Here is a 25670-nt window from a genome sequence, read left to right on the forward strand (position 1 = left end):
AGATACGGATGGAAGAGAAGAAATATTTAAAATGGTATAATAAAGTAGGTTATGGTTCGGGAGATATCGCGGGAAATGTGGTATATGCGTTTCTGACATCCTTTGTCATGGTATACCTGACGGATACGGTCGGACTTGCTTCAGGCATTGTCGGCACACTGATCGCGGTATCCAAATTATTCGATGGATTTACGGATGTATTTTTCGGATCCCTGATTGATAAGACACACAGCAGACTGGGAAAGGCAAGACCATGGATGATCTATGGATATATTGGCTGTGCAATCACGCTGGTTGCATGTTTTGCAGTTCCAGCCGGTATGGGTAAGGCTGCACAGTATACATGGTTTTTCATTGCATACACATTGTTAAATGGTGTGTTTTACACGGCAAATAATATTGCGTATTCGGCACTTACCTCACTGATCACAAAGAACAGCAAAGAACGGGTTCAGATGGGTTCTTATCGGTTTATATTTGCATTTTCAACCAGCCTTTTGATCCAGACGATCACGGTCGGATTCGTGGACTGGTGCGGTGGAGATGCGGCGGCATGGAGATTAGTAGCAATCATCTATGCGATAGTTGGTCTTGTGGTAAATACGATCTCCGGTCTGTCTGTGAAGGAGCTTCCGGAGGAAGAATTAAACGATGGAGAGCCGAAGAAAACCGAGGAGAAGTATAGTCTGGTTCAGGCATTTAAGCTCCTTATTAAGAACAAATATTATATTATGATCTGTGGAACTTACATTTTGCAGCAGCTTTACAGTGCCATGATCGGTGCGGGTCTGTTCTATATGACATGGGTTCTTAAGAATAAGAATCTGTTCGGGCAGTTTGCCTGGGCAGTAAATATTCCCCTCATTATAGCACTGATATTTACACCGACGCTGGTTGGCAAATGGAAGGGCATGTATAAGCTGAACCTTAGAGGATATATCATAGCAGTTATTGGCAGATCCTTGGTTGTTGTTGCCGGCTATATTGGAAACATCCCGCTTATGCTGGCATTTACAGCTCTTGCAGCGCTAGGCCAGGGACCTTGGCAGGGAGATATGAATGCGGTTATTGCTTCCTGTTCCGAATATACCTACCTGACACAGGGAAAGCGGGTTGACGGAACTATGTACTCCTGTACTTCGCTTGGTGTAAAGATCGGAGGAGGAATCGGAACGGCGGTTGTCGGCTGGCTCCTTGAACTGTCCGGTTATAAAGGAACGATGGCGGTTCAGCCACAGTCGGCTCTTGATATGATGCAGTTCATGTATCTGTGGCTGCCGTTGATATTTGATATACTAATCCTGCTTATACTTTCCAGAATGAATGTGGAAGCGGCAAATGAAAAGCTTAAGGCAGAGCGGGGAATGTGTGCAGGAGAATAATCTACAAGACTTCACAGATTTTTCACAAAAATTATTAGCACTCTCTATTGACGAGTGCTAATACAAGTGGTATAACATAATCAGAACGAAGGAGAGGACATCAGATAGAGACTGATGGAGGTTCCGGAGTTCCGGAAAAATAACAATTACGTGTTCTGACAATGGTCAGCACACAAAAGAATAAAATGTATGTATTTGAATGGAGGAATGACTTATGTTGATGCCTAGTATTTTTGGAGAAAATTTATTTGATGATTTATTTGATGATTTTGCACGTCCTTATAAAGTGACAACAGGTTATACACAGCCTGCTAATATTATGAAGACAGATGTAAAAGAGACCGAAGGTTCATTTGAACTGGATATTGATATGCCCGGTTACAAGAAAGAAGATGTAAAGGCAGAGTTGAAGGATGGTTACCTGACCATCACAGGTACAACGAAGAAAGAAACAGGCGATCAGGACAAGAAAGGCAAATATGTCCGTCGTGAAAGATATTGTGGTTCTTGCAGCCGTAGCTTCTATGTTGGTAAGGCAGTTGAAAAGGAAGACATCAAGGCAAAATTTGAAGATGGTGTTTTAAAGATCAGCGTACCAAAGAAAGAAGAGAAGCCAAAGGTTGAGGAAAGCAAATATATCTCAATTGAAGGATAATTCTTTCACTTCCTGTATGAAAATTATTAAAGTAAATCATTTTGTCTCCTTCTGATAGAAATGTCAGATATGAATAATCATAAATGGGGCTGTTGCTTTACGAAGAATCATTCGTAGGGCAGCAGCCCTTTTTAGTTTTTGCAGCATACAGGAAAGACATCGTAAGCAATCGTTGCAGGAGCCGGAACATATCAAAACAAGTTGTTTCCTTAAAACAGGAAAAATGTTACAGACAGACAGTAAAAAATGTGGAAAAATGTTATAAAATAAGGAGAAAAACGTGGAAAAATGTTACAGGCGGGCTTGAAAAATTTGAGAAAAATGTTACTATTGATTATAGACGGTATATATGGGAGGTGGAAAAATGTTAAGAAGAAAGGCATATCAGGAGCTTTTAAAGTGGAAGAATGAATCAAAAGGAAAGGCAGTATGTATAATAGGAGCCAGACAGATTGGAAAGACAACACTTATCCGGGAATTTGGAGCAAGAGAATATGAACATTTTGCAGAGATAAATTTCGTAACGGACAAAAATGCTTCCAGAATATTTGAGGGAAAACTGGTTGCTGATGAAATTATTACAAATATAACTGCGTATTTGCACAAAAGTCTTGAGCCGGGAAAAACGTTGATTTTATTTGATGAAGTGCAGGAATGCCCGCAGGTCAGAGCTGCGATAAAATTTCTTGTTGAGGATGGAAGATTTGATTATATAGAATCTGGTTCATTACTGGGAGTGCGTTATAAAGAAATCAGTTCGTATCCGGTTGGATTTGAACAGATATTGCCTATGTATCCGCTTGATTTTGAGGAATATATGTGGGCAAATGGAATACAGCAGTCAACATTTGATTATTTAAAAGAATGTTATGATAATGCTTCAAGGGTTTCAGATACGGTTCATGAAACATTAAGCAAGCTTTTTTATAGTTATCTTGTAGTGGGTGGCATGCCTGAAAATGTGCAGATTTATGTAGACACACATGATGTTGCAAAGGTTGTTATGAACCAGAGAAGTATTTTGGATTTATATCGATTGGATATTGCAAAATACGCATCAGAGAATGAGAAAGCAAAGATCAAAGCAATATATGATGGCATTCCATCCCAGTTAAATGAAAAAAATCGCAGATTTAAACTTAGTAGTATCCATCCGGATGCCAGAATGTTACGATACGAGGATTGCTTTAATTGGCTGACAGATGCAGGAGCCGCACTGGCATGTTATAACGTAGCAGAACCTCAGCCCCCATTGCAGTTAAGCGAAAAGAGAAATCTTTTCAAATTGTATATGGGTGATGTCGGTTTGCTGTGTGCGGCTTGTATGGAAAATGTTCAGTTCGATCTGCTAATGGGAAACGTGGATGTTAATATGGGGAGTATTCTTGAAAATGCGTTTGCACAGAACCTTCAGGCAGGTGGCTTTCATTTGAATTATTATGATTCAAAAAAGATTGGAGAGTTAGATTTTGTATTACAAAGAGGTTTGTCGGTTGAGCTTGTAGAAGTAAAATCTGGAAATGATTACCATAAACATAAAGCGTTGGATCGTGCATTACAGGTTGAAAACTGGAAATTTAAAGAGTCGGTTGTCTTTTCAAAAGGAAATATAGAGTCAGAGAATGGGATCACATATCTGCCCTGGTATATGGTCATCTTTTTTCATCAGGAAAAAGAGCCAGATCAGATGATATATGAAATAGACCTAAGCGACTTATAAAAGGAATGCACATAGATTCTTTACAGGGAATTGCTGGAATTGGTATGTTATGTTATACTAAGCGGGATTAAACAATGCAGGAAGATATATAGACCGAATGAAAACAAGCCTAAAATGAGGGATATATAACAATAAAAAAATACAAAGGGGAAAACCTATGCCAATAAGAATAATGGGAACCGGAAGCTTTTTACCGGAAAAAAATGTGTCAAATACAGACCTTGAGAAATATGTAGATACTTCGGACGAGTGGATTTCCAGCCGAACCGGAATTAAGAATAGAAGAATCGCAGTACATGAAACGACTGCAGGAATGGCAGCAGAGGCTGCAAAGAAAGCCTTGGAGATGGCAGGAAAAGAAGCAATTGATGTAGAACTGATCGTGCTTGCAACAGTAACACCGGATTATTATACACCGAGTGCTGCATGTCAGGTTCAGGCGGAACTTGGTGCAGACAATGCCATTGCATTTGACGTAAATGCTGCATGTTCAGGATTTGTATTTGCACTCAATGTGGCAAAAATGTACATCGAGACAGGCTTTGTTAAGAATGCACTGGTAATTGGTGCGGAGACATTATCCAAGATCCTCGACTGGAACGATCGTGGAACCTGCGTGTTGTTTGGAGATGGAGCAGGTGCAGCGTATCTGGAAGAATCCGACAAGGGAATTATCAGTGTAGTACAGGGATCGATTGGTAAGAAGGGAATGGTTCTGAACTGCGAGAGCAGACGTACTCACAATATATTTACGGAAGATGGGATCGAACATGATTATCTGCATATGGATGGACAGGAAGTATACAAATTCGCAGTCAGACAGTGCCCGAAGTGCCTGCTCGAAGCACTGGAAAAGGCAGATATGACAGCCGATGATATTGATTATTTCGTTCTTCATCAGGCAAATGTCCGTATCATCGAATCAGTAGCAAAGCGGTTAAAAGCACCAATCGAGAAGTTCCCGATGACACTTGGATATACTGGAAATATGAGTGCTGCCAGTGTACCTGTCATGCTCGACAGTCTGGTGCGTGATGGCGGCTTAAAACGTGGCGACAAGGTTGCAATGTCAGCATTTGGCGCTGGATTAACCTATGGCGCGATCGTCCTCGAGTGGTAGAGAATGTCTAAACGGCGGTCACCTGTGCGATACCAGATTCGACCTTGTGCCAAGACTCCCTGCGGTTCCTATGAACTGCATATACCTGATTCGCAAATATTCCTGTGCTAACTCGCCTGACGGCTCAGACAAGCACTCATATTTGCTGGTATATGCAATTCATAACGGAATCCTTGCTGATGTCTTGAGACAAGGGCGAATCTGGTATCGCATAGGTGACCGCCGTTTTTCGTTACATTCCTCAGTGCAGCGGTACATAAGGTTGCAAAAGACGCAACCTAAGTACCGGCGTTCGGAAAGGTTTGCTTCATAACAATATAGGATCGAGATAGATGAACGACAGAGAGAAAAGGCTGTAGCAGCATACAATTAATAAAGTCCTGTCCAGATAATGCCAGATTAAGCAGAAATGGAAAATAGCATTACTGTTATGTAGCAAGCCTTTTCTCACGTCAGTCGTTAATGAGCCACCGTTAGGTGGGGAATTTAGGACTGCTACGTGAGAATAGAGTGCAAACGCCTTGCGGAATAATATGTAATGCTATTTTCCATTTCGTTTCAAAGTCACCTGGACAGGACTGATTAGCTGTAAGCTGCTACAGTCTCTTTTATATTATCGTTCGTTGATAGGAACATACTCTTTGATCTCTGCAATGCTGGTGTAGGCAGGACGGATGATCTTGTAGGAATTAACAAGCTCTTCCATACGGTGTGCACTCCAACCGACTACTCGTGCGATTGCAAATAACGGAGTAAACATCTCAGCAGGAATCTTTAACATTTTGTAGAGAAGTCCGCTGTAATAATCAATATTGATACAAACACCTTTGTAAATTTTACGTTCTTCGGCAATGATCTTAGGTGCAATGCGCTCGATCATCTCATAAAGGGCATATTCTTCGTCCATACCCTTTTCGGCTGCCAGAAGCTTTACATATTTTTTGAATTCCAGAGCACGGGGATCGGATATGGAATAGAATGGATGTCCCATACCATATACGATACCGGTCTTGTCATATGCTTCCCGGTTGACAATCTTACGGATATACTCGCCAACTTCTTCCTCATCTGTGATATCGGATACATTGTCACGGATATTTTTCATCATACCCATAACCTGATAATCACCGCCACCGTTTAAAGGTCCCTTTAAGGAACAGAGGGCAGCAGCCATTGTTGCATATGTATCGGAACCGGAAGAGGTTACAACACGTGTTGTAAAGGTTGAGTTGCTTCCGCCACCGTGTTCCATATGAAGTACCAGTGCCAGATCCAGTACACGGGCTTCCAGACGGGTGTATTTCCGATTGGAACGTAGGGTACTTAATATATTTTCGGCAAATGACAATTCAGGAAGCGGCTTATGGATATAACAACTCTTGCCAAGCTCGTAATGGCGGTATCCCTGATAGGAATAAACAGCCAGACGAGGGAACATACTGATCAACTGGATACACTGCTGTAATACATTTTCCAGAGAGTTGTCACCCATCTTTTTGTCGTATGAACCGAGAGCCAGTGTACTCTTTGTCATATTTGCAATAATATCGGCAGTCGGACTCTTCATGATCACATCCTGAATGAAATGATGTGGCAGGTCGTAACTGATATTTAAAACCTGTTTGAAGTTCTGAAGCTCCTTTTCATCCGGCAGAATGCCAAATAACAGGAGATAAGTACATTCTTCAAAACCAAAACGATTATCCAGAAAAAATCCTTTGATCAGATCATGAATTTCGTAGCCACGATAGTAGAGCTCTCCAGCACATGGAACACGGTTGCCTTTTTCATCTGTTGTAAATGATTTACTAAGAGAGACATTCGTGATTCCGGCATTGATACCGATACCATTTAAATCACGGAGACTACGTTTTACACCATATTTTTCATATAAGGCATCATCAATGCTGTTGTTTTTGATACACATATCCAGATGGCTCTTTGTGAAAGGGCCGATATTATTAATTGACATTTCAATTTCCTCCTGTGAATAGGATAATACTAAAAGTCATTATCGCATTTTTTTATAGAGAATGCAATGAAATAATTGTAGCATGGTAGCACATGCTTTGGTATAATTAGTATGGTTACAAAAAAGGAGAGTGTATAAAACGGAGGATATACATGAGAAAAGGGAGATTGGCGGTTGTTACAGTCTTTGGAAGCCTTGCAGTCGGGCTTGCTGCCTGTACGGTATTGTCAGGCAGAGTTTATAATAGCGTGTTGTACGATATTGTTCCATGGCTTGTTACGGGGATGGTCTGTGTAATACCGACGGTATTGTGCGGAAAACTGGAAACACCAAGACTTAGCAAATGCAGAAACGGCTGTATGCAGCTATTTGTATTCTGTGTATCCACAGTGCTTACAATTATATATACCGTTTTATGTATGGCAAAAGTTCTTCCGGCTGAATATATACCGACAAATGGGAAAATGTGGGTATTTCATATATTGACAGCGATTCTTGTGGAAGCAGTTGTGTTCTGGAATGGAATGATCCGGATATATCTGACGTCAGAACAGCTTGGTATCAAATGGAGAGGGATCGGAGCTGTATGTGGCATGATACCGGTTGTAAATCTGGTCGTACTTGGGAAGATACTTCGCTTGACGATAGGAGAGGTTTCATTTGAAAATGATAAGGTTCGATTGAATCGGGAACGGAATAAAGAGCAGATCTGCAAAACAAAATACCCGATTCTGCTGGTGCATGGTATCTTCTTCCGGGATTTCAAATTGTTAAATTACTGGGGAAGAATTCCAAAGGAACTGGAGACAAATGGTGCAGTTCTTTTTTATGGCAATCACCAGTCGGCAGCATCGGTTCCGGCATGTGCGCAGGAGCTGGATGCAAGAATCCGGGAGATCGTAGCTGAAACGGGCTGTGAAAAAGTAAATGTGATCGCACATTCAAAAGGTGGTCTGGATATGCGCTATGCCTTATCAGAACTTGGTACAGATCGGTATGTTGCATCACTAACAACGATAAATACACCGCACCGGGGATGTGAATTTGCAGATTATCTGTTAAATATTGTTCCGGAAAAAGAGCAGCAGAGCGTGGCAAAAGCGTATAATGCAGTATTTAAAAAATTGGGCGATGATTCGCCGGATTTTCTGTTGGGAGTAAAAGATCTGACAGCTTCGGCATGTAAAGTCCTAAATGATAAATTACATGATGCACAGGGCGTGTTATATCAGAGCGTTGGTTCGAGGCAGAATGTGGCAGGAAATGGCAGATTTCCGCTGAATTATACATATCGATTGGTAAAATATTTTGATGGAGCAAATGATGGACTGGTAGGCGAAAAATCATTCCCATGGGGAGCAGATTTCAAATACCTGACAGTGGAGGGGAAGCGCGGAATCTCGCATGGAGATGTGATCGATCTAAACCGGGAAAATATTCCGGGATTTGATGTCCGGGAATTTTATGTGAAACTGGTTCATGATTTAAAAACAAAGGGATATTGATATATAAAAGAAAAGGAGCAGGTAATAAAATGGGTGAGGAAAATAAAAATGTAAAGAAGCCCGCAGTATCAAATGCAGTAGTGAAGAAAAGATCGGCGGGAACTGGAACAAAGAGCACTGGCGGCACACGTCCGGGTAACGGGACAAAAAGCACTGGCAGTACACGTCCGGGTAGTGGCACAAGTGCTGGTAGTGCGCATTCAAATAGAACAGGCAGTGGTGTAAAAAATACCGCAGCCAGAAGCAATGGAGGCAGCGCAAGAAACACCAGCGCACATTCAGGTAACGGAACAAAGAGTGCCAACACTGGCAGCGTACGTTCAAACAATACATCAGGAAGAAAGACACAGCCACAAAAAAGAAGACGCAGGAGAATAACGGCAAATCAGTTTACATTGCTGCTTGCAGTTGTTGTAGGCATTATTCTGCTTTTTATGGTAAATGGCATTATGCGTGGCCGCTATCTCAAGGTAAAGCAGATTTCAAGCGAATATGTATTGGGTTCGAAATTTGATATCACGGCATATGTAGAGCCGGTGAACAGTAAGGCGGTTGTTACCTGCGATACAGCGGATTTTGCACCGGAGAAGATTGGTTCCTATAAAGTGAGCTATATAGTAAAATGCGGAAAGCTGAAAAAGAAGAAAAAACTTACGCTTGAAGTAGTTGACAGAGATTTCCCGGAAATTATCGGACCGGATAATCTGGGCGTTTTCATAAATGAGCAGGTCGATCTGCTGGATTACTATTCAGTAGAGGATTCACAGCCGAATCTGACCAATGAACTTACGATCAACCGTCAGATCGATACAACAAAGACCGGAGATCTGGACTGTACACTTCGTGTTACAGACTGGAGCAATAATTCATCATCAAAGGATATTACAGTTACCGTATATGGCTTTGAAGGGGATATGAAGAATGCGGCGCTGGCAATCCGTGCATATAACCGGGATAAGGGATATGCGGTATCGGATAATGGAGTATATGTATATTATCCGGATGAAGATAAGAAAACAGCAAATGTATTGATCAATAACGGTATATTATATGAAGTTTCTGATGATTGCAGCAGTAAGGAAATGGATGAAAATGATGAACTGGTTCAGACGATCATAAACGAAGGAACCTGGATATCCATTGATAATCTGGGTGATTTTAATTATTTAAAATAAACACTTTCGGGTGTAGCTTGCTGGCTGATATCAGATCAGAAATTGGGAGGATGTCATTATGGATAATACGGAAATTTTCCTTGATAAATACAAGGAGCTGGAAAATGCAGCAATCAATGAATTCAAACTTCCGCCGGATGGTTCGGCGGTTGCCAAGCTGGAGAAGCGGAGTGAATTCAAGGATATCCGGTTTGAACTGAATTATTGCAGAGAAGTGAGAAATCTGCTGCAGCATAATCAACGGCTGGATGAGGAATTTGCTGTACAGCCGGGCAAGAAGATGATCGAGCTTCTGGAAATGGTGCTGGATCGTATTAAGAATCCGGTGCGGTGTATGGATATTGCAGTACCCTTTAATAATCTGGTATGGCGTTCGTTGGATGATCCGGTTATGCCGGTTATCCGGATCATGAATGACAGAAATATTTCTCATGTGCCAATCCTGAAAGATAAAAGGGTAGTGGGAGATTTCAGTGACAACTGTATTTTTCCGTATTTGTTGGGAGACACAAATTGTCATATTGATGAGAAAACCCGGTTTCGGGATCTTCAGGAATATATTGAGCTGGAGAAACATCCGTCTGAACGTTTCCGCTTTGTTGCATATGATGAAAAAGTTATGAATGTTAAGAAATACTATGAAGAAAGCAGAAGAGATCATGAAAGGATTGGCCTGATCTTTTTAACAGAGACAGGACACCCGGATGAACGCCTGTTGGGAATCCTGACCTCCTGGCTGATCATAGGAAATTAATAAGAAAAAAAGTGGAACTGTACCTTTGTTATCATAGGTATAGTTCCACTTTTTTATTATGACAGTGGTGGACGACGAAGTTCCTCATCCAGTTCGGAATGATCGATCGTTACGGTCTTTGTATTCTTAATCTTTTCGACACGTCTTGCTTTCCGTCTTTTGTGAATCCGTTTAACCAAAGTGACGATCAGGATTATGATAACACCAAGGCTGATCAGGACAACGGACACACCGTATTTATCCAGTATTTTATCGAAAAAATTGTAATTGTCTTCCTGCCAGATGTTTTCAGCTTCCAGTGTAGACTGGATGCTGTCGATACTGTGAGCCGTACCGGTACAGGTTGGAATACCAGGCAGCCAGTCAGATGCAGGATTCAGATCGGATGCTTCATCACTGGTAATGTTAAAATAATCATAGATCAGAACATTTTTGCCGGAGGTTGTTTCCGGATGATCATACGCAAGATCTACAATATACCAGCCATCATCCAGATAAACCATGTTCCATGCATGTGAATTATAGGTAGAATCATCGTTTTCTTTGGTATTTCCTTCTACATAGATACATTTTACACCGGTGGCATCCATAACTGCCTTGAATGCTTTGGCATATCCAAATGAAGTTGCTGTCTTATGCTTTGCGTTGAAAATACCATCTACTGTATAGGACCAGCTTAATCCGGAATGTGAGTTTTCATTGCTGACCTGGAAGTAAGTATCTTCAATGATCGCATTATGGATCAGATATTCCTTCTGGTAATCAGGAAGATCTTTTTCCAGATTGCCAGCAAGATTTGATACGGAGATATCAATGTTATTCTTAATGACCTGTCTGGAACTTCCATTTGCATAATCATTATAACAGACAATCTCGACATTATAGCATACAGCACCGCCATCTAAAGACTTGGTACTGTAATTAAAGGAAGGAGACATCCAGAAGTATGTAGGATTATCTGCCAGAAAGGCATTGATAACTGCCTGCATACCTGTCGGACCGATAACTTCCCATGTTTTGCTTGTAACATTGATCGAAAATGCTTTATAGTAGCTGTTTTCGGTATTCGCATTTTCGTATTCCGCATTCTGGTTTGAATTGTGAAATGCATCTGCTGCTTCTTTTAACTGGTTATAAGCATCCCGGTAAGCATCGTTATCGAAATTGTTATAATAGTATAAAGAAGTATCGATGGTAGCTGCGGCAGACTTTTTATCTTTTGCATTTTTGTCTGCGGTATCCTCTGCGGCGAGGACTGTCATACTTGAAAAAGTAAAAATAGCAGCTATTATAAATAATAGTAGTTTTTTCCTCATAATTACGCACCCCAGTTTCTTTTCTATATCAGAAAAGTTATAAAATTATACTTTCTTAATAATATCACAATATGGAAAGTATTGCCAGTCAAAAACTCTTTTCTGTAGGCATGAACAATATATTATGGGATAGGACTTGCAAATTGGAAATAATATGTGTAATATTTACTGAAAACAGGAAATTAATTTGGAAAAATGACAAGAAGGAAGGTGCTTATGGGAGCAGCGAGTTGTGATTTATGCGCACACTATGTGTATGATGAAGAAGATGATTTTTCGGAATGCATGGTGAATATGGATGAAGATGATTATGCCAGATTTATAACGAGCTCATATGAAAGCTGTCCATATTTTCAGTTAGATGATGAGTATAAAGTAGTGAGGAAACAGATGTAAGCCTGTCTCCTCATTTTCTTATTTATTATGATTATACCTATTTTTTAAAGGATTCCAGAAGATCTGTAAGGTAAACATACCGTTCCATCAGATGTTCCAGCTTCAGTTCGGCATTTTCCTTTTCTGCCATCAGGTGATTCAGCTTTGTAAAATCTGTTGTGGAAGCTGCGATTTCCCTGTCCAGTCCATCAATGGTTTCTTCACAGGCAGCAATGTCGTCTTCTATGGTATCGTATTCACGCTGTTCATTAAAAGTGAATTTGGTTTTTGCACGTTTCGGTGCGGTATCCTTTTCTGCTGTTTCTGATTTTGAAATATCTGCTGCAGGTTTTCCCTTGGAAGCCGGAGCAGGCTTTGCAGAACCGGAACCGGACTTTACAGAATTTGCAAATGTTCCATATTCCAGATAATAGTCGGTATAGCTTCCTTCAAACTGCCTGATCTGTCCATAGCCGTCATAGACAAACAGCCGTTTTACAACACGGTCAAGGAAATACCGGTCGTGGGAAACTGCGATCAGAATGCCCTGAAAGGTATCCAGATAATCTTCCAGAATACAGAGTGTTGATATATCCAGATCATTGGTTGGTTCATCCAGGATCAGAACATTCGGCGAGCCGGCAAGGATCTTAAGCAGATACAGCGGCGCTTTTCCCCGCCGGACAGCTTGCCGATCCGTTGGTGCTGCAGGGTGGAGTCAAACAGGAATTCCTCACAAAGGGTAGATGCCGACATATATCCATCGACGGTTCGGATATATTCTGCGGTTTCCTTCACATAGTCCAGTACAATCTTGTTATCGTCCAGCATTTCATTTTCCTGTGAGAAATATCCGATATTTACGGTTTCACCGATCTCTATGATACCGGAGTCGGGTTCCAGCTTGCCGGTGATCAGCTTCATAAGGGTTGATTTACCACAGCCATTTGGTCCGGTAATACCGATTCTGTCATTACGCAGAAAATTATAAGAGAAGTTCTCGATGAGTGGGTGAGTAAGTCCCGGAAAGCTTTTTGAAATATTATGAAGTTCTATCGTTTTATTTCCAAGTCTGCTGGCAATTGAGCTGAGATTTACTGTCTTATCAGCTTCCATCATTTCTTCGGCTGCAAGGGCTTCATAGCGCTTGATATGAGCCTTTTGTTTGGTGCTTCTTGCGCGCGCACCACGGCGGATCCATGCGATCTCTTTCCGGAGAATATTCTGGTGCTTGCGTTCGGTGGCAAGCGCAATATTTTCACGTTCGGCTTTCAACATGAGATAGCCTTCATAATTGGCATCATAGTTGTAGATGTATCCTTTGTCGATCTCAACGATCCGGTTTGTTACACGATCGAGAAAATAACGGTCATGTGTGACCATGACCAGTGCACCCCTGTAGTTGTTCAGATAGTCCTCTAGATATTCGGTCATATCATTATCCAGATGGTTAGTTGGTTCATCAAGAACCAGAATATCACAGCTTGAAAGAAGGGCAGCGGCAAGGGCTACCTTTTTCTTCTGACCGCCGGACAGACTGGAAACCGAGATGCTGGTATCTGTGAATCCAAGCTTATCCAGAAGTGCCCGTGCATCTCCTTCAATGCTCCACTTATTTTCTTCTGTGCTGTTTGCCGTGATAACATGTTCGTAGATTGTTTCATCATCATGGAAAGTCGGACTCTGTGGAAGATAATTGACAACAACATTATTGCCTCTCACGATCAATCCGGCATCGCAGGTATCGATACCGGCAATCATTTTTAACAAGGAGGATTTTCCCGTACCATTTATACCAATCACACCAATCTTATCACCGGTGTTGACAGAAAAATCGGCTCCCTTAAAGAGAACCTTGTCTGTATAGGCTTTATGAATATTTTTCATTGTTAATAAGTTCATTTGTGTTCCTCAAATCATTATTCAAATTTACTTATCCATTTTATGATGGTTTTCTAGCTACGTCAATAACCCTTTTCCTTACAATGAAAAAAGGATACCCGGTAATCATGACCGGATATCCTTTTTTACGACTGCTCTTATAGCTTCTGTTTGTCGTATATTCCTTTTATTAAATGTAAGTTGCCTTATGCGACTGCTGGTTCAGCGATGAAAGGCTTCAGTGTTGACATGTATGAATCGGAAATACCATCATAGAATTTTACGGTTAATTCATCTCTCAGATCGAGACTGATAACACCAAGAATAGATTTTGCATCTACCATATAGTTTTTGTTTGTAGCTGATATATCGACATCACCATGATATCCTCTCATTACATCTACAAACTGCTTTACTTCATCAACGCTGCTTAATTTTACTTTAATGTCAGTTGATTTAGCCATAAAACTCGCCTCCTTGATTTGTTGAACAATTTATAATCCTTTTTTTTGCTAAAGTCAAATTATGAAAGTGTGAACAAAAAGCAAAATTATTACCAATTTATAAAATTTTTTAAAGCGGATAGAAATTTTATCCTAAAGAAATTCAAAAATCGGCATTTTTAAGTTAAGGATATTCATTTATATGTAGTAAAACTGTAATGGTGTTACAAATTGCTATGAAAAATTTGTACAAAATAGGAGAAATTGGTGATTTTGGTGTATATTTTCGGTATAATACAGGTAAATAGCAGTTGATATGTATCTGCTTTTGTAAATAGCTGTAAAAAACAGGGATTGACCGGAACAAAAGCAGACAGAAACGGAGGTGGCAGTATGATCTATCAGGAAGAATCAGGACGGGAATATCACATAAAGACAGGGAAGAACGAAATCGGAAAATATGTGATCCTGCCGGGGGACCCGAAGCGGTCAGCGAAGATTGCAGCTTATCTGGATGATGCAAAGCTGGTTGCGGACAACCGGGAATTCGTGACATATACCGGATATCTGGAGGGCGAGAAGGTCAGTGTAACATCGACAGGTATCGGCGGACCATCAGCAGCGATCGCATTGGAGGAACTGGTGCATTGTGGCGCGGATACATTTATAAGGGTTGGAACCTGTGGCGCGATGCAGTTAGATATCATGGGAGGAGATATCGTGGTGGCAACCGGTGCTGTCCGGATGGAGGGTACATCAAAGGAATATGCTCCGATCGAATATCCGGCGGTTGCAAGCTATCCGGTCATTCAGGCATTGACAAAAGCCTGCGAGACGACCGGAGTTCGATACCATACCGGAGTTGTTCAGAGCAAGGATTCCTTCTATGGACAGCATGAGCCGGGAACCAAGCCGGTGTCCTATGAACTGGAAGCCAAATGGGAGGCATGGAAGCGGATGGGCTGTCTGGCATCCGAGATGGAGTCAGCGGCGTTATTTATCGTAGGTGCTTATCTGGGCGTGAAGGTCGGAGCCTGTTATCTGGTGGTTGGAAATCAGGAGCGGAAGGCAGCAGGGCTTGAAAATCCACTGGCATACGATACGGACATGGCAGTAAAGACCGCAGTTGAGGCAGTCAGGCAGATGATTCTGGATGCGGGGAAAGAATAAAAGCTATTAATATAGTAAGAAGTTATTGAAAAAAAGTGTTAAAACATATACAATGTTAATAACAGTATTTGGTAAATATTAACAAAAAGAACCTGACGATATAATATGCCGGGTTCCAAAATATCAGATAGGAGGTCAGTAATGGACAGAAAGGATTTGGAAGCAAAGGTTTTACAGGCTGTAGCTTGTGTTATGCCGGAGATCGACATCAGCAAGCTTGACATGACAGCCGAGTTGACAAAAGAATATGGGGTTAATTCTGTATCAATTATTCAGTTGATCGTAGAGCTTGAAAATGATTTTAATATTGAATTTCAGGATTCAGAACTTGCATTGGGCTTGTATTATGATATGAATGATGTGGTTGCCGCTGTTGCAGCCAAGTTGAATTAGAGAAGATAAGGGAGGTATAATCATGAGCAATAAAAAGATATTGCCAGTCAGCTACCCGATGATTACATCATGGCAGTGGCATGCAACATTATTCTCAATTCTGGGGGATGACGAAAAAGCTAAGAACTGGATCTTCAGCAATTACATCCAGCTTAGATGTTATAATATTGAGGAGATTTTCACAGGAGATGAGATGCTTCTGGCAGATATGATGCCGGGAAGCAGTTCTTTGAAGGAGTGTCCATATCTTCTGTTCTCACTGATGACAAAAGAGCAGGTAGAGAGCTACTGTGGAGATATCATTAACTTCATTATTAAAACGATCGACCTGAACGGATATGTCTATGGTGTATTTGACGAGGCAAAGATCCTGTGCGATTCCGGTGCAGATTACAAATTCCCACATGAGTTATTTATTTTTGGCTATGATAAGGATAAGGAAGAATTCCATGTTGGTGATTTCACATTTGGTGAGCATTATTCTTATTCAACTGTATCTTTTGAGGATGTTAAGCGGGGTTACGATATCATAACAGCATCCGAAGATCATATGTTTAAGGATGATTATAAAGGCAGACGTGGTTTATATGTGATCCAGAAGAATACCGCTGAGATGTATTATGATCTGGATGTGGCATATATCAAGGATACATTGGTTGAATATCTGGACGCAAAGGATTCCAAGAATCATTTCCGTATGATGAGAAATCGTTTCTCAGATACAGTATTCGGTGTAAATGTATACGATGCAGTATATAAGCAGATCGAAAAGCAGCTTTCAGGAGATGAGCCTGATTTTGATATCCGTGCGCTTCACCTGTTATACGATCATAAAGTTCTGATGAATGAACGTCTGAAGTATATGATGGCAAAAGGTGTGTTGGCTTATGATAATGAGATTCTTGACGAGTACATGGAGGTTGTCAACAATATGCTGACAGCAAGAAACCTTCTGATCAAGACATCCATCACAGGAAATGTGAACTGCCTTGATCGTTTTGAGAAGTATATCATGACCGCAAAGACCAAAGAGATTGAGGTCCTCAACAAGGTTGTCGAGAGACTTTAAAGTAGCAGACGAAAACACCACGGTGTATGTTTAAGGGACGAATTCGGGCCGGGCTTATATCTATTATTACGCAAAACATATACGAAGGTCTTTGAACTAAAAAAGAAAGAGTGACATTACCTATTATTACGCAAGTCGTTTGCACTCTATTCCAACGCAGCGGTACTAAGTTCCTCGCCTACGGCGACTCACTAAGAACCGGCGTTGGAACAGGCTTGCTTCATAATAGTAATGTTACTCTTCCTTTTAGTTCAAAGTTCTAATATTATGTTAGTTTTACATGATAACAGGTATAAGCCCGGCCTGAGTTCTGTTCCTTGAATATATACCGTGGTGTTTTCTGTTTGTGGAAGAACCAAAGCCAGAAAAATATAGCCGGCTGTCCGGCAACAGATATTTTCATGAAGCAAGCCTGTTCGAATGTCGGTTCTTAGCGATCCACGGAAGTGGGAGCTTAGTACCGCTACATGAGAATAGAGCGAGAGCGTCTTGCGGAATGAAAAGTATCTGTGCCGGACAGCCGACTATATTTTTCGTCCGGTTATTTTACAATATGGATCTCTGAAGGCTGATAGTAAAAGCTGTCAGTTGAGATATAGCGGTTGCGGTAGTCAGGATCTGTGGTTTCTGCGTCATCATCCGTATGAGCAAGGACATCGTAGGATACGATGCCTTTGGTGGACACTTCCTTTATGAGCAGATAGGAAGCACCTTTTAAGGATATCGGTTCATCGGTGAGGGTGGCTGCTTTTTGTGTGTCGCTCCAAAGTATGGTATTGTCATCGGACATACCATAGAAGGTGTAGCTGTCTACAGGATCTGAAATGGATCGTACCGTAAGGGAGATCGTATTCGTTGTAGTGGCATTGGAATCGATGCCTGATTCTGTGTAGCTTTCGGAGAAGGTCTGAGTCGTTGATTCGCCTTCGTTCATGATTGAAACAGGAGAGCCGGGTGTTATAAAGAGATCACCATTTTCTTTCTGATAGATTAGATTCAGATAGATATAATAAAGATCTGAATCTGTGGAATAATCTGTTTTGTCCGGATCAACATAGAGAGTGCCGGAAAGGGATAAGGAAGCTTCTGTGGTATCATCAGGCGGATATATATAATTGCTTTGACCGATTAGTGTATGGGATGAAGATTCATAGGAGGTAGTGCTCGTTCCATCGGAACCGGAAATGTTTATAGATGGTTCAGCCATCATATCGGAACAGAACGAATAATAGAAATCTCCTTCTTCTTCGGATACATCAACTTTAATTGCAGCAAGATAGCAGCCGGAGATATCGGGATTATCCGGTTTGAAAGTATCTGTTTTCTGATCATATGTGCAGGAAATCGGTTCTTCCTGATCATCCAGAGGTGTTGCTGTACAATAGATACCAACCAGATGCTTGGTAACTGCCGATGGAGTATTTTCTTTTTTTGCAAGCTGACAGCCGGAAAGGACAGTCAGACCTAAAATGGTCAGTATACTTATAGATAAAAATTTCTTCATGCTTCTTCCTCCTCATCAAGATTTCCGTCAAATGACAGAATATCGCCTACATCACAGTGCAGGTAGTAACATATTTTATTGATGGTTGTAAATCGGACACCTTTTGCTTTTCCGCTTCGCAAAATGGAAAGATTTGCTTCGGTTATGCCGATCTTTTTGCATAATTCTTTAGAAGTCATATTATTTTCTTTTAAGACTTTTTCTAGATTGATCTTAATTGCCATATGAAACCTCCGTGTTAAATGAATGCTTCATTTTCTTCTTCCAGCGTGTGTGCTGTCTCGAATTTCTTTGCAAGGATAAATGCCGTTACGGTCAGAAGTATCTCTATAATAGGAAGAGATACGGTAAAGGTCGTATCTGAAAGTGACGGAAGCATAAGAAGCTGCAGGATGTTTCGAACAACTTCAAGTACTGCCGTAATGCAGAGAACTCTTACACACAGATGGGAGAGTGCCCCTGCATCCTGGATCGTCTGATCGGTGAAATGATTGTCTTTCAGAGAACGACACAGCCGGAAGGATGCGATCAATACCCAGATGAATAACAGGGATGTAACCAGGTCGCAGAGGAGTAACGGAATGCGGTCAGGCTGAAATGATCTCATGCTGCCATTATCAAGCATAACAGCACCATCTTCTGATGATATGATCCGGGAATACAGGTCAGGACCTGTTTGATTTGCAGAAACCCATAGTTTTGGAAGCTTTATGAAACAGATATTAATGATTGATATGATCATTACAAGAATGATGAAAACCTGTGCGATCTTTGCCAGATTGATCTCATTTGCATACCGGATCATGGCAAGAACCCGGAGAATGATGTAACAGATAAAGATGGACCACAGGGTTGTCGATATTGCCAGATTGATCATAGGTATCGAATAACGAAAATAGGGGGTCATAAGCCCCGGATTTATCATCAGGTAAATGCCGATAAAGAGGGCAGCAGAGCATACGAGTAACAGATAGTCTGCACGGATCTTCTTTTTCCTCAGACAAAGAAGCAGAAATGCGATTGCCGGGAGACAGCAGATAATGATATAAAGTATGATCGCGATACAGTTACCGGAGTTTCCGGATAATGAAAGCTTTCGAAGCCATACTGCGATCCATTCAAACGGAGTTGTAAAAATCTGATTCATGGTTACATCCTTTCTGATAGCTGATTTTATCTAAAAATTATCGAAAAACAATAATTACAGTTTCAAAATATCATTAAAATTATCGTTTGTCAATAATTTCTATGGATTGCGAGCTTGATTCATTTATGCAGGTCTAATATAATAGAAATTGCCGTGTTCAGATTTCGTATCATTTGATTGAAGGATAAAATGATCGTTGGCATTTCGGCACCGGCATAAGGGAACATGGGAGAGCAATATTCTCAGTGACGATATATAAATGTTTGTGAGGCAGAGATATGATTTATTCTTATCCGGATTATTATAAAAAGTTTAGATGTATAGCGGACAAATGCCCGGACACCTGCTGTTCTGACTGGCAGATCGTGATCGATGATGAATCATTGGAAAAATATCGGAATTACGCAGGAGAATACAGGCAGACACTTCACCGGAATATACAGTGGGAAGAAGGCGTATTCGGACATAACCGGAAGGGCAAATGTGCATTTTTGCGGGATGATGGACTGTGCGACATGTATAAGCATATGGGAAAAGACAGCTTATGCACGACCTGTCGGGAATATCCAAGACATACGGAAGAATTTGAAAATATAAGAGAGATTTCATTATCGCTTTCCTGCCCGGAGGTGGCAAGGATATTGATGCAGAAGACAGAACCGGTAACATTTGTCTGTGAAGAAGACGATGAGGAAGAAGTATTTGAGGATTATGATTATTTCCTGTTTTCCAATCTTGAGGATATCCGGGAGGAGATTTTGAAGATTACCCAGAACCGGGAAGAAAGTCTGAAAGCAAGGATCAGAAAGGTATTGCAGATCGGTGCTTCCGCACAGAGACATTATGAAGAAGGGGATCTGATCGACTGGGATGAATGTGAGGATACAGATAAAGTCTGCGTGAAAGATGAATATGAACTGTTCCGGAAGCATATGAGATTCCTGTCAGAGGAGCTGGAGCTGTTATATCAGGACTGGGATGATGTGTTGGTGGAATCCGAAGTGCTTTTGTTTGATCAGGGGGAATCCGGTTTCACAGAGAATAAGAAACGATTTCTGTCATGGTGGGGAAACAGCAGCCTGCCTTCACTTGAAATCGTGCTGGAGCAGATCGTTGTTTATTTTATCTCGATCTATTTGTTAGGTGCGGTCTATGATGGGAATATTCTTGGTAAAATAGATTCCGCGGTGGGCCATGTGACAGTAATCTTCCTGCTGCTTCTCGCCAGATGGATAAAGTGCAGTGAGAAGTTAGAGATGGCTGATCTGATCGAACTGGTGTACCGGTATTCCAGAGAGATCGAACATTCGGATGAGAATCTCGACCGGGTGGAAGAACTGGACTGGTTTATAAGAATATAATTTGAATTTCAGTGAACTCTATAGCATACTATAGGATAAGGTTGCTCACAGAGCGATGAACAGTGATAAAAGGAAAATGGAGTAGCAGTATGAATATATGTATATTTGGTGCATCCAGTAATGACATTGATCAGGCATACATGGATGCGGTTTTTAATCTTGGAAAGAAGCTGGCAGAGAGAGGACATACATTAGTATTTGGTGCGGGTGCAAGAGGACTTATGGGGGCTGCCGCCAGAGGAGCAAGTGCCGGAAACGGTGAGATCGTTGGCGTTGCACCCACATTTTTTAATGTGGATGGCATCATCTATGACAAATGCACAGAGCTGATCCGGACAGAGACGATGCGTGAGCGGAAACAGATCATGGAGGATCGGAGTGATGCATTTATCATGGTGCCGGGTGGAATCGGAACATTTGAGGAATTTTTTGAGGTGCTGACTTTAAAGCAGCTTGGACGACATGGCAAGGCGATCATTGTCTATAACCAGGATGGATTCTTTAATTCCCTGTTTCAGATGATGGATGAATGTGTCGAGAAGGGTTTTATGAATCATGTAACAAACGAGATCTATCAGGTGATGACAGATACAGATGAGATCATTTCTTATCTGGATGGCTATACACCGGAGGTCGGCAAGGTGTTTAAATTTTAAACGATATGGGTGCAGGTGCAGGAGGAAAAATGGGAGATACGAATGAATATACAGTTCACGATCTGGTACGGGATGAGTTGTATAAAAATATGGATGTTGAATATGGAAAATTTATAGCGAGTCTGTCACCGGGAGCAGGAAATATCATCGGCGTTCGGATTCCGGTGCTGCGCAAAATGGCGAAAGAGATCGCGTCTGTAAACTGGAAGGAGTATCTGGATGGCGCAAGGGATGATACCTTTGAAGAAGTCATGCTACAGGGCATCGTGCTTGGCTATGCCAGAGGAAAGATCGACGACATTCTCACATACATGGGACGGTTCATACCAAAGATCGATGACTGGTCGATCTGCGATACTTGCTGTAATACCTTTAAGATTGCAAACCAGTATCAGCAGGAAGTGTGGAATTTCCTGATGCCATATCTGGACGAGCAGGGAGTAATCGATGGCAAGCCTGCTAACGAGAGAAATCGTGAGTTTGAACTGCGGTTTGTAGCAGTTATGATGTTGAATTATTATCTGAATGATGCCTATATTGATAAGGTGTTATATGCATACGATCATATGAAGAATGATGGCTATTATCTGAAAATGGGTGTTGCATGGGGACTTGCAGAAGCCTATGTAAAATGTCCGGAGCCGACGAAGGTATTTTTAAATAATAACCATCTGGATGATTTCACATTTAATAAAGCAATCCAGAAGATGCAGGAATCCTTCCGTATCACACCGGAGGAAAAAGCTGCACTCAAGGCAATGAAGCGATGATAATGATAATATAAGTAAATATGGCGAAATGAGCGGAGGTGGCAGTATGAGAATGTATTTTAAACAGAGACTGTTTTCGTGGTTTGACAGTTATGATATTTATAATGAACAGGGGAATCCGATATATGTGGTAAAGGGACAAATATCCTGGGGACATTGTCTGAAGATTTTTGATCCATATGGGAATGAAGTCGGTACAGTAAAGGAACAGGTATTCACATTTCTTCCAAAATTTGAGATCTATCAGAGAAATCAATATCTGGGATGCATTAAGAAAGAGTTTTCCTTTCTTAAGCCCCGATATGATATTGTTTATAATGGATGGCATATTGATGGAAGCTTTATGGAATGGGATTACAAGATCACAGATGCTGCAGGTGGTATGGTTGCATCCATATCAAAGGAACTGTTTCATATGACAGATCAATATGTGATCGATGTATATGATCCACAAAACGCACTTATTGCACTTATGTTTGTTCTGGCCATTGATGCAGAGAAATGTTCGAGGAATGACTAGGAATGGTCGGCAATCCTTCCGATGGTATCGGCAAGAATCTCGATCACCTGCTCGGTATCTTCTTCCTTATATTTTAAGAAAGTATGTACGCTTCCTTGAATCAGCAGAGAAATTGTGATATTTTTCTCCAGATTGTCTTTGAATTCCGGATGCGTGATAAAGATCAGTTCCTTAATGCGGGCTTCCAGTTTGTTGGTGAGCACGCCACAGCTTCTGTCATCATCCGGGAAAAGAATGTTGAACAGATGTCCCTGTGTGATAAATGCGGTACAGAGCAGTCTGGCTGCGGCAGCCGGATCTGTGATGATAAGATCCGGATTTGGAATGTCTGCAACCAGTGACGTGATCGCGTCATTTTCCAGATATTCCGACAGATCGTAGATATCTTTAAAATGAAGATAAAATGTCTGTTTGCTGATATTTGCTTTCTGGGTCAGCTCCCGGATCGTAATCTTTTCGAGCGGTTTTGCCGCACGTAATTCTATAAAAGCACTGAAAATGCTGTTCTTGGTTTTCTGTATTCTTAAATCCATTGCAATCTCCTGATTTACTATTTGTTGACTATGGTCAATAAATTGACGTTATTCAATTATTGGCTATGGTGTCAGTTTTTGTAATCTCATATAATAAACATGTCTATTTTAATCTATAAATTTACTATAGTCAATAAAGAAACAAAACAGATGATTCTTACACGGGCAGTTCGACCTTGCTAACATGTGGACGCTCTCGCTCGTTTCAGCCTGCAACGGTACTAAGATGCCGCATATGCGCCATCTAAGGACCGGCGGCTTCAAATGCCACTAGTTGGCAAGGTCGAACTGCCCGTGCAAGAATCATCTGTATAAATACAAAAGGAGAATGACATGGATATTTATGAATTTTATTCCGGAAGAAGCTTTGATGCATATAGAGAACTGGGGGCGCATGTGAAGAAAGAGGTCACAGGAAAGAAGACGGTTGTCAGTGGTGTGGAATTTGTTACATATGCACCGAATGCTCTGGGGGTAAATGTGATCGGTGAATTCAACGACTGGAACGAGACACTTATGGAACGCTGTTATGATGGCAGCTTTTTCAAGGTATTTGTGCCGGAAGCAAGACCGGGCATGATGTACAAATATAAGATCTATCACAGAGACGGCAGCAGCATGGAGCATTGCGATCCGTATGGCTTCGGCATGGAACTGCGTCCGGCATTTGCATCCATTATCCGGGATATGGATACTTATCGTTTCCATGATGCCAAGTGGATGAAGAACCGTAGTGTATGTCAGGGAAGTCCACTTAACATCTATGAAGTTCATCTGGGTTCCTGGCGCACAAAACCGGTCTTTGATGAACAGGGAAATCCGCTGACACCGGAGGAGATCGCAGAGAGCAACCGGGTAGCGGAGAGCTGGTATACCTATAAGGAGATCGCTCCGATGCTTGCGGAATATGTGAAAGAGCAGGGATATAATTATGTAGAGTTCATGCCGCTCTCCGAGCATCCGTCCGATCAGTCCTGGGGCTATCAGAATACCGGATTTTTCAGTCCGACATCCAGATATGGAACAGCAGATGACCTGAAGGAAATGATTGATATTCTGCATCAGCATAATATTGGCACAATTCTTGATTTTGTTCCGGTTCATTTCGCACTTGATGGCTATGGACTTGCCAGATATGATGGCACGGCATTGTATGAATATCCAAGCAACGATGTGGGATACAGTGAGTGGGGAAGCATGAACTTCATTCATTCCAAAGGAGAAGTGCGGAGCTTCTTACAGTCTGCGGCGAATTACTGGCTGTCAGAGTATCATTTTGACGGACTTCGTATGGATGCGATCAGCCGTATCATTTACTGGATGGGCGATGAGAGCCGTGGTGTAAATGACCGGGCGGTTGATTTTATCCGGAATATGAATCAGGGGTTAAAGGATCGTCATCCTTCGATCATCCTGTGTGCCGAAGACTCGACAGACTTTAAGGGTACAACGAAGGAAACAAAATATGGTGGACTGGGCTTTGATTACAAATGGGATATGGGCTGGATGAATGATACACTGAATTTCTTCCGTACACTTCCATTTGTCCGTGGCGAGCATTATCATGACCTGACATTCTCGATGATGTATAACTATAATGAACGGTATCTGCTTCCTTTGTCACACGATGAGGTTGTACATGGAAAGGCAACGATCATTCAGAAGATGGCGGGTATGTATGAAGAAAAGTTTCCGCAGGCAAAGGCATTATATGCTTATATGTATGCGCATCCGGGCAAGAAGCTGAACTTTATGGGAAATGAGATCGGACAGTTCCGCGAGTGGGATGAGAAGCGTGAGCAGGACTGGGATCTTTTGAAATATCCGAACCATGATTCTTTCCACCAGTATATGAAAGCATTGAATAAGATTTATATGAAAGAGCCGGCATTATCTGCATGGGATGATGATCCGAATGGATTTGCATGGATCCTTTGCGGTAAGGAAAATGATGTTGTCTATATCTTTCAGCGTGAAGTAAATGAAGATAAGGTGATCGTTGTATTAAACTTGTCGGGACTTGTATATAAAAATTATCACTTTAATTATGGAAATGGTGATACAATGAAGGTACTGATCAACAGCGACTGGAATAAATTTGGCGGAAGCACAAAAGATACAGAGAAAACGATTAAGGGTGTAAATGGAGATTTTGGATTTGACCTTCCGGCATTTTCCGGCATTTACCTGAAACCGGTCGATTAGACATCCGCGAACGACCATGTGTATGCCTGGATATTTTGATATAA

At 41.4% G+C, this 25670-nt stretch carries 26 protein-coding genes; 17 read left to right on the top strand and 9 right to left on the bottom strand.

Features of this window, described 5'->3' with window-relative positions; translation table 11 throughout:
- Positions 1-8: 8 nt before the first annotated feature.
- From DW959_RS01870 to DW959_RS01890, 4 genes are all read left to right on the top strand, one after another.
- Positions 9-1382 (top strand): MFS transporter, encoded by a 1374-nt coding sequence (locus DW959_RS01870; protein WP_118615196.1) that lies wholly within the window; start codon positions 9-11, stop codon positions 1380-1382.
- Positions 1383-1596: 214 nt separating this feature from the next.
- A complete protein-coding gene (locus tag DW959_RS01875; protein WP_008401623.1) occupies positions 1597-2037 on the top strand; it encodes an Hsp20/alpha crystallin family protein in 441 nt (146 codons plus the stop codon).
- Positions 2038-2401: 364 nt separating this feature from the next.
- Positions 2402-3757, top strand: coding sequence for an AAA family ATPase (locus tag DW959_RS01885; protein WP_118615202.1), 1356 nt, complete (start codon positions 2402-2404; stop codon positions 3755-3757).
- Between the two features lie 157 nt (positions 3758-3914).
- Entirely contained in the window at positions 3915-4877 is a 963-nt protein-coding gene (locus tag DW959_RS01890; protein ID WP_117784645.1) for a beta-ketoacyl-ACP synthase III, read from the top strand.
- 613 nt (positions 4878-5490) lie between these two features.
- Here DW959_RS01890 and DW959_RS01895 read toward each other — a convergent pair.
- The gene (locus tag DW959_RS01895; protein WP_118615205.1) at positions 5491-6849 is read right to left on the bottom strand and encodes a citrate synthase; all 1359 of its coding nucleotides are present in this window, start codon (positions 6847-6849) and stop codon (positions 5491-5493) included.
- Positions 6850-7001: 152 nt separating this feature from the next.
- Here DW959_RS01895 and DW959_RS01900 point away from each other — a divergent pair, with 152 nt between their 5' ends.
- From DW959_RS01900 to DW959_RS01910, 3 genes are read left to right on the top strand one after another with little or no spacing between them, the layout of a single operon-like run.
- Positions 7002-8354 carry a triacylglycerol lipase gene (locus tag DW959_RS01900; protein WP_118615208.1) on the top strand — a complete coding sequence of 451 codons (1353 nt, stop codon included), beginning with the start codon at positions 7002-7004 and terminating at the stop codon, positions 8352-8354.
- Between the two features lie 29 nt (positions 8355-8383).
- Positions 8384-9529 carry a hypothetical protein gene (locus DW959_RS01905; protein WP_118615211.1) on the top strand — a complete coding sequence of 382 codons (1146 nt, stop codon included), beginning with the start codon at positions 8384-8386 and terminating at the stop codon, positions 9527-9529.
- A gap of 58 nt (positions 9530-9587) precedes the next feature.
- On the top strand, positions 9588-10283 hold the full coding sequence (locus tag DW959_RS01910) for a hypothetical protein (RefSeq protein ID WP_021944463.1): 696 nt from the start codon (positions 9588-9590) through the stop codon (positions 10281-10283).
- Between the two features lie 56 nt (positions 10284-10339).
- Here DW959_RS01910 and DW959_RS01915 read toward each other — a convergent pair whose 3' ends face one another.
- Positions 10340-11599 carry a transglutaminase domain-containing protein gene (locus DW959_RS01915; protein ID WP_117822491.1) on the bottom strand — a complete coding sequence of 420 codons (1260 nt, stop codon included), beginning with the start codon at positions 11597-11599 and terminating at the stop codon, positions 10340-10342.
- A gap of 216 nt (positions 11600-11815) precedes the next feature.
- On the opposite strand from DW959_RS01915, the gene DW959_RS01920 reads away from it, so the two are divergent.
- The gene (locus DW959_RS01920) at positions 11816-11995 is read left to right on the top strand and encodes a DUF6472 family protein (protein WP_021944461.1); all 180 of its coding nucleotides are present in this window, start codon (positions 11816-11818) and stop codon (positions 11993-11995) included.
- Between the two features lie 37 nt (positions 11996-12032).
- On the opposite strand, the gene DW959_RS14985 is transcribed toward DW959_RS01920, so the two are convergent.
- Positions 12033-12221 (bottom strand): ABC transporter C-terminal domain-containing protein, encoded by a 189-nt coding sequence (locus tag DW959_RS14985; protein ID WP_347475301.1) that lies wholly within the window; start codon positions 12219-12221, stop codon positions 12033-12035.
- Between DW959_RS14985 and DW959_RS14990 the strand changes: the two genes are divergently transcribed.
- Positions 12154-12405, top strand: a complete 252-nt coding sequence (locus tag DW959_RS14990) for a hypothetical protein (protein WP_347475296.1) — start codon at positions 12154-12156, stop codon at positions 12403-12405. The genes DW959_RS14985 and DW959_RS14990 overlap by 68 nt on opposite strands.
- 190 nt (positions 12406-12595) lie before the next feature.
- Here DW959_RS14990 and DW959_RS01925 read toward each other — a convergent pair whose 3' ends face one another.
- Positions 12596-13876, bottom strand: coding sequence for an ABC-F family ATP-binding cassette domain-containing protein (locus tag DW959_RS01925; RefSeq protein WP_347475297.1), 1281 nt, complete (start codon positions 13874-13876; stop codon positions 12596-12598).
- A 185-nt stretch (positions 13877-14061) separates the two neighbouring features.
- Positions 14062-14319, bottom strand: coding sequence for an HPr family phosphocarrier protein (locus DW959_RS01930; RefSeq protein WP_008400539.1), 258 nt, complete (start codon positions 14317-14319; stop codon positions 14062-14064).
- Positions 14320-14691: 372 nt separating this feature from the next.
- On the opposite strand from DW959_RS01930, the gene udp reads away from it, so the two are divergent.
- The 3 genes from udp to DW959_RS01945 all read left to right on the top strand — a co-directional run bounded on the left by udp (position 14692) and on the right by DW959_RS01945 (position 16930).
- The gene (udp, locus tag DW959_RS01935; RefSeq protein WP_117808513.1) at positions 14692-15468 is read left to right on the top strand and encodes a uridine phosphorylase; all 777 of its coding nucleotides are present in this window, start codon (positions 14692-14694) and stop codon (positions 15466-15468) included.
- A gap of 141 nt (positions 15469-15609) precedes the next feature.
- The gene (locus tag DW959_RS01940) at positions 15610-15861 is read left to right on the top strand and encodes an acyl carrier protein (protein WP_008400537.1); all 252 of its coding nucleotides are present in this window, start codon (positions 15610-15612) and stop codon (positions 15859-15861) included.
- Positions 15862-15883: 22 nt separating this feature from the next.
- Positions 15884-16930: a hypothetical protein gene (locus DW959_RS01945; RefSeq protein ID WP_118615214.1), complete on the top strand. Its 1047-nt coding sequence runs from the start codon at positions 15884-15886 to the stop codon at positions 16928-16930.
- 541 nt (positions 16931-17471) lie between these two features.
- Here the strand turns inward: DW959_RS01945 and DW959_RS01950 are convergent.
- From DW959_RS01950 to DW959_RS01960, 3 genes are read right to left on the bottom strand one after another with little or no spacing between them, the layout of a single operon-like run.
- Positions 17472-18434, bottom strand: a complete 963-nt coding sequence (locus tag DW959_RS01950) for a hypothetical protein (RefSeq protein WP_118615218.1) — start codon at positions 18432-18434, stop codon at positions 17472-17474.
- Positions 18431-18658 (bottom strand): helix-turn-helix transcriptional regulator, encoded by a 228-nt coding sequence (locus tag DW959_RS01955; protein WP_008400533.1) that lies wholly within the window; start codon positions 18656-18658, stop codon positions 18431-18433. The genes DW959_RS01950 and DW959_RS01955 overlap by 4 nt, the downstream gene beginning before the upstream one ends.
- A gap of 14 nt (positions 18659-18672) precedes the next feature.
- Positions 18673-19581 (bottom strand): DUF2975 domain-containing protein, encoded by a 909-nt coding sequence (locus DW959_RS01960; protein ID WP_118615221.1) that lies wholly within the window; start codon positions 19579-19581, stop codon positions 18673-18675.
- A 278-nt stretch (positions 19582-19859) separates the two neighbouring features.
- Between DW959_RS01960 and fliB the strand changes: the two genes are divergently transcribed.
- From fliB to DW959_RS01980, 4 genes are all read left to right on the top strand, one after another.
- Positions 19860-20942, top strand: a complete 1083-nt coding sequence (gene fliB / locus DW959_RS01965) for a flagellin lysine-N-methylase (protein ID WP_117784650.1) — start codon at positions 19860-19862, stop codon at positions 20940-20942.
- Between the two features lie 89 nt (positions 20943-21031).
- On the top strand, positions 21032-21598 hold the full coding sequence (locus tag DW959_RS01970; protein ID WP_118615224.1) for a TIGR00730 family Rossman fold protein: 567 nt from the start codon (positions 21032-21034) through the stop codon (positions 21596-21598).
- Positions 21599-21627: 29 nt separating this feature from the next.
- On the top strand, positions 21628-22368 hold the full coding sequence (locus tag DW959_RS01975) for a DNA alkylation repair protein (protein WP_243023298.1): 741 nt from the start codon (positions 21628-21630) through the stop codon (positions 22366-22368).
- 46 nt (positions 22369-22414) lie between these two features.
- A complete protein-coding gene (locus DW959_RS01980) occupies positions 22415-22888 on the top strand; it encodes an LURP-one-related family protein (protein WP_118615229.1) in 474 nt (157 codons plus the stop codon).
- Here DW959_RS01980 and DW959_RS01985 read toward each other — a convergent pair.
- Positions 22885-23421 carry a TetR/AcrR family transcriptional regulator gene (locus DW959_RS01985; RefSeq protein WP_008400525.1) on the bottom strand — a complete coding sequence of 179 codons (537 nt, stop codon included), beginning with the start codon at positions 23419-23421 and terminating at the stop codon, positions 22885-22887. The two genes, DW959_RS01980 and DW959_RS01985, sit on opposite strands and share 4 nt — an antisense overlap.
- A gap of 333 nt (positions 23422-23754) precedes the next feature.
- Here DW959_RS01985 and glgB point away from each other — a divergent pair, with 333 nt between their 5' ends.
- Entirely contained in the window at positions 23755-25626 is a 1872-nt protein-coding gene (glgB, locus tag DW959_RS01990; RefSeq protein ID WP_118615231.1) for a 1,4-alpha-glucan branching protein GlgB, read from the top strand.
- The last annotated feature ends 44 nt before the right edge of the window (positions 25627-25670 follow it).

It is taken from the genome of Clostridium sp. AM46-21 (assembly GCF_003480025.1).
Taxonomy (GTDB): domain Bacteria; phylum Bacillota; class Clostridia; order Lachnospirales; family Lachnospiraceae; genus Coprococcus; species Coprococcus ammoniilyticus.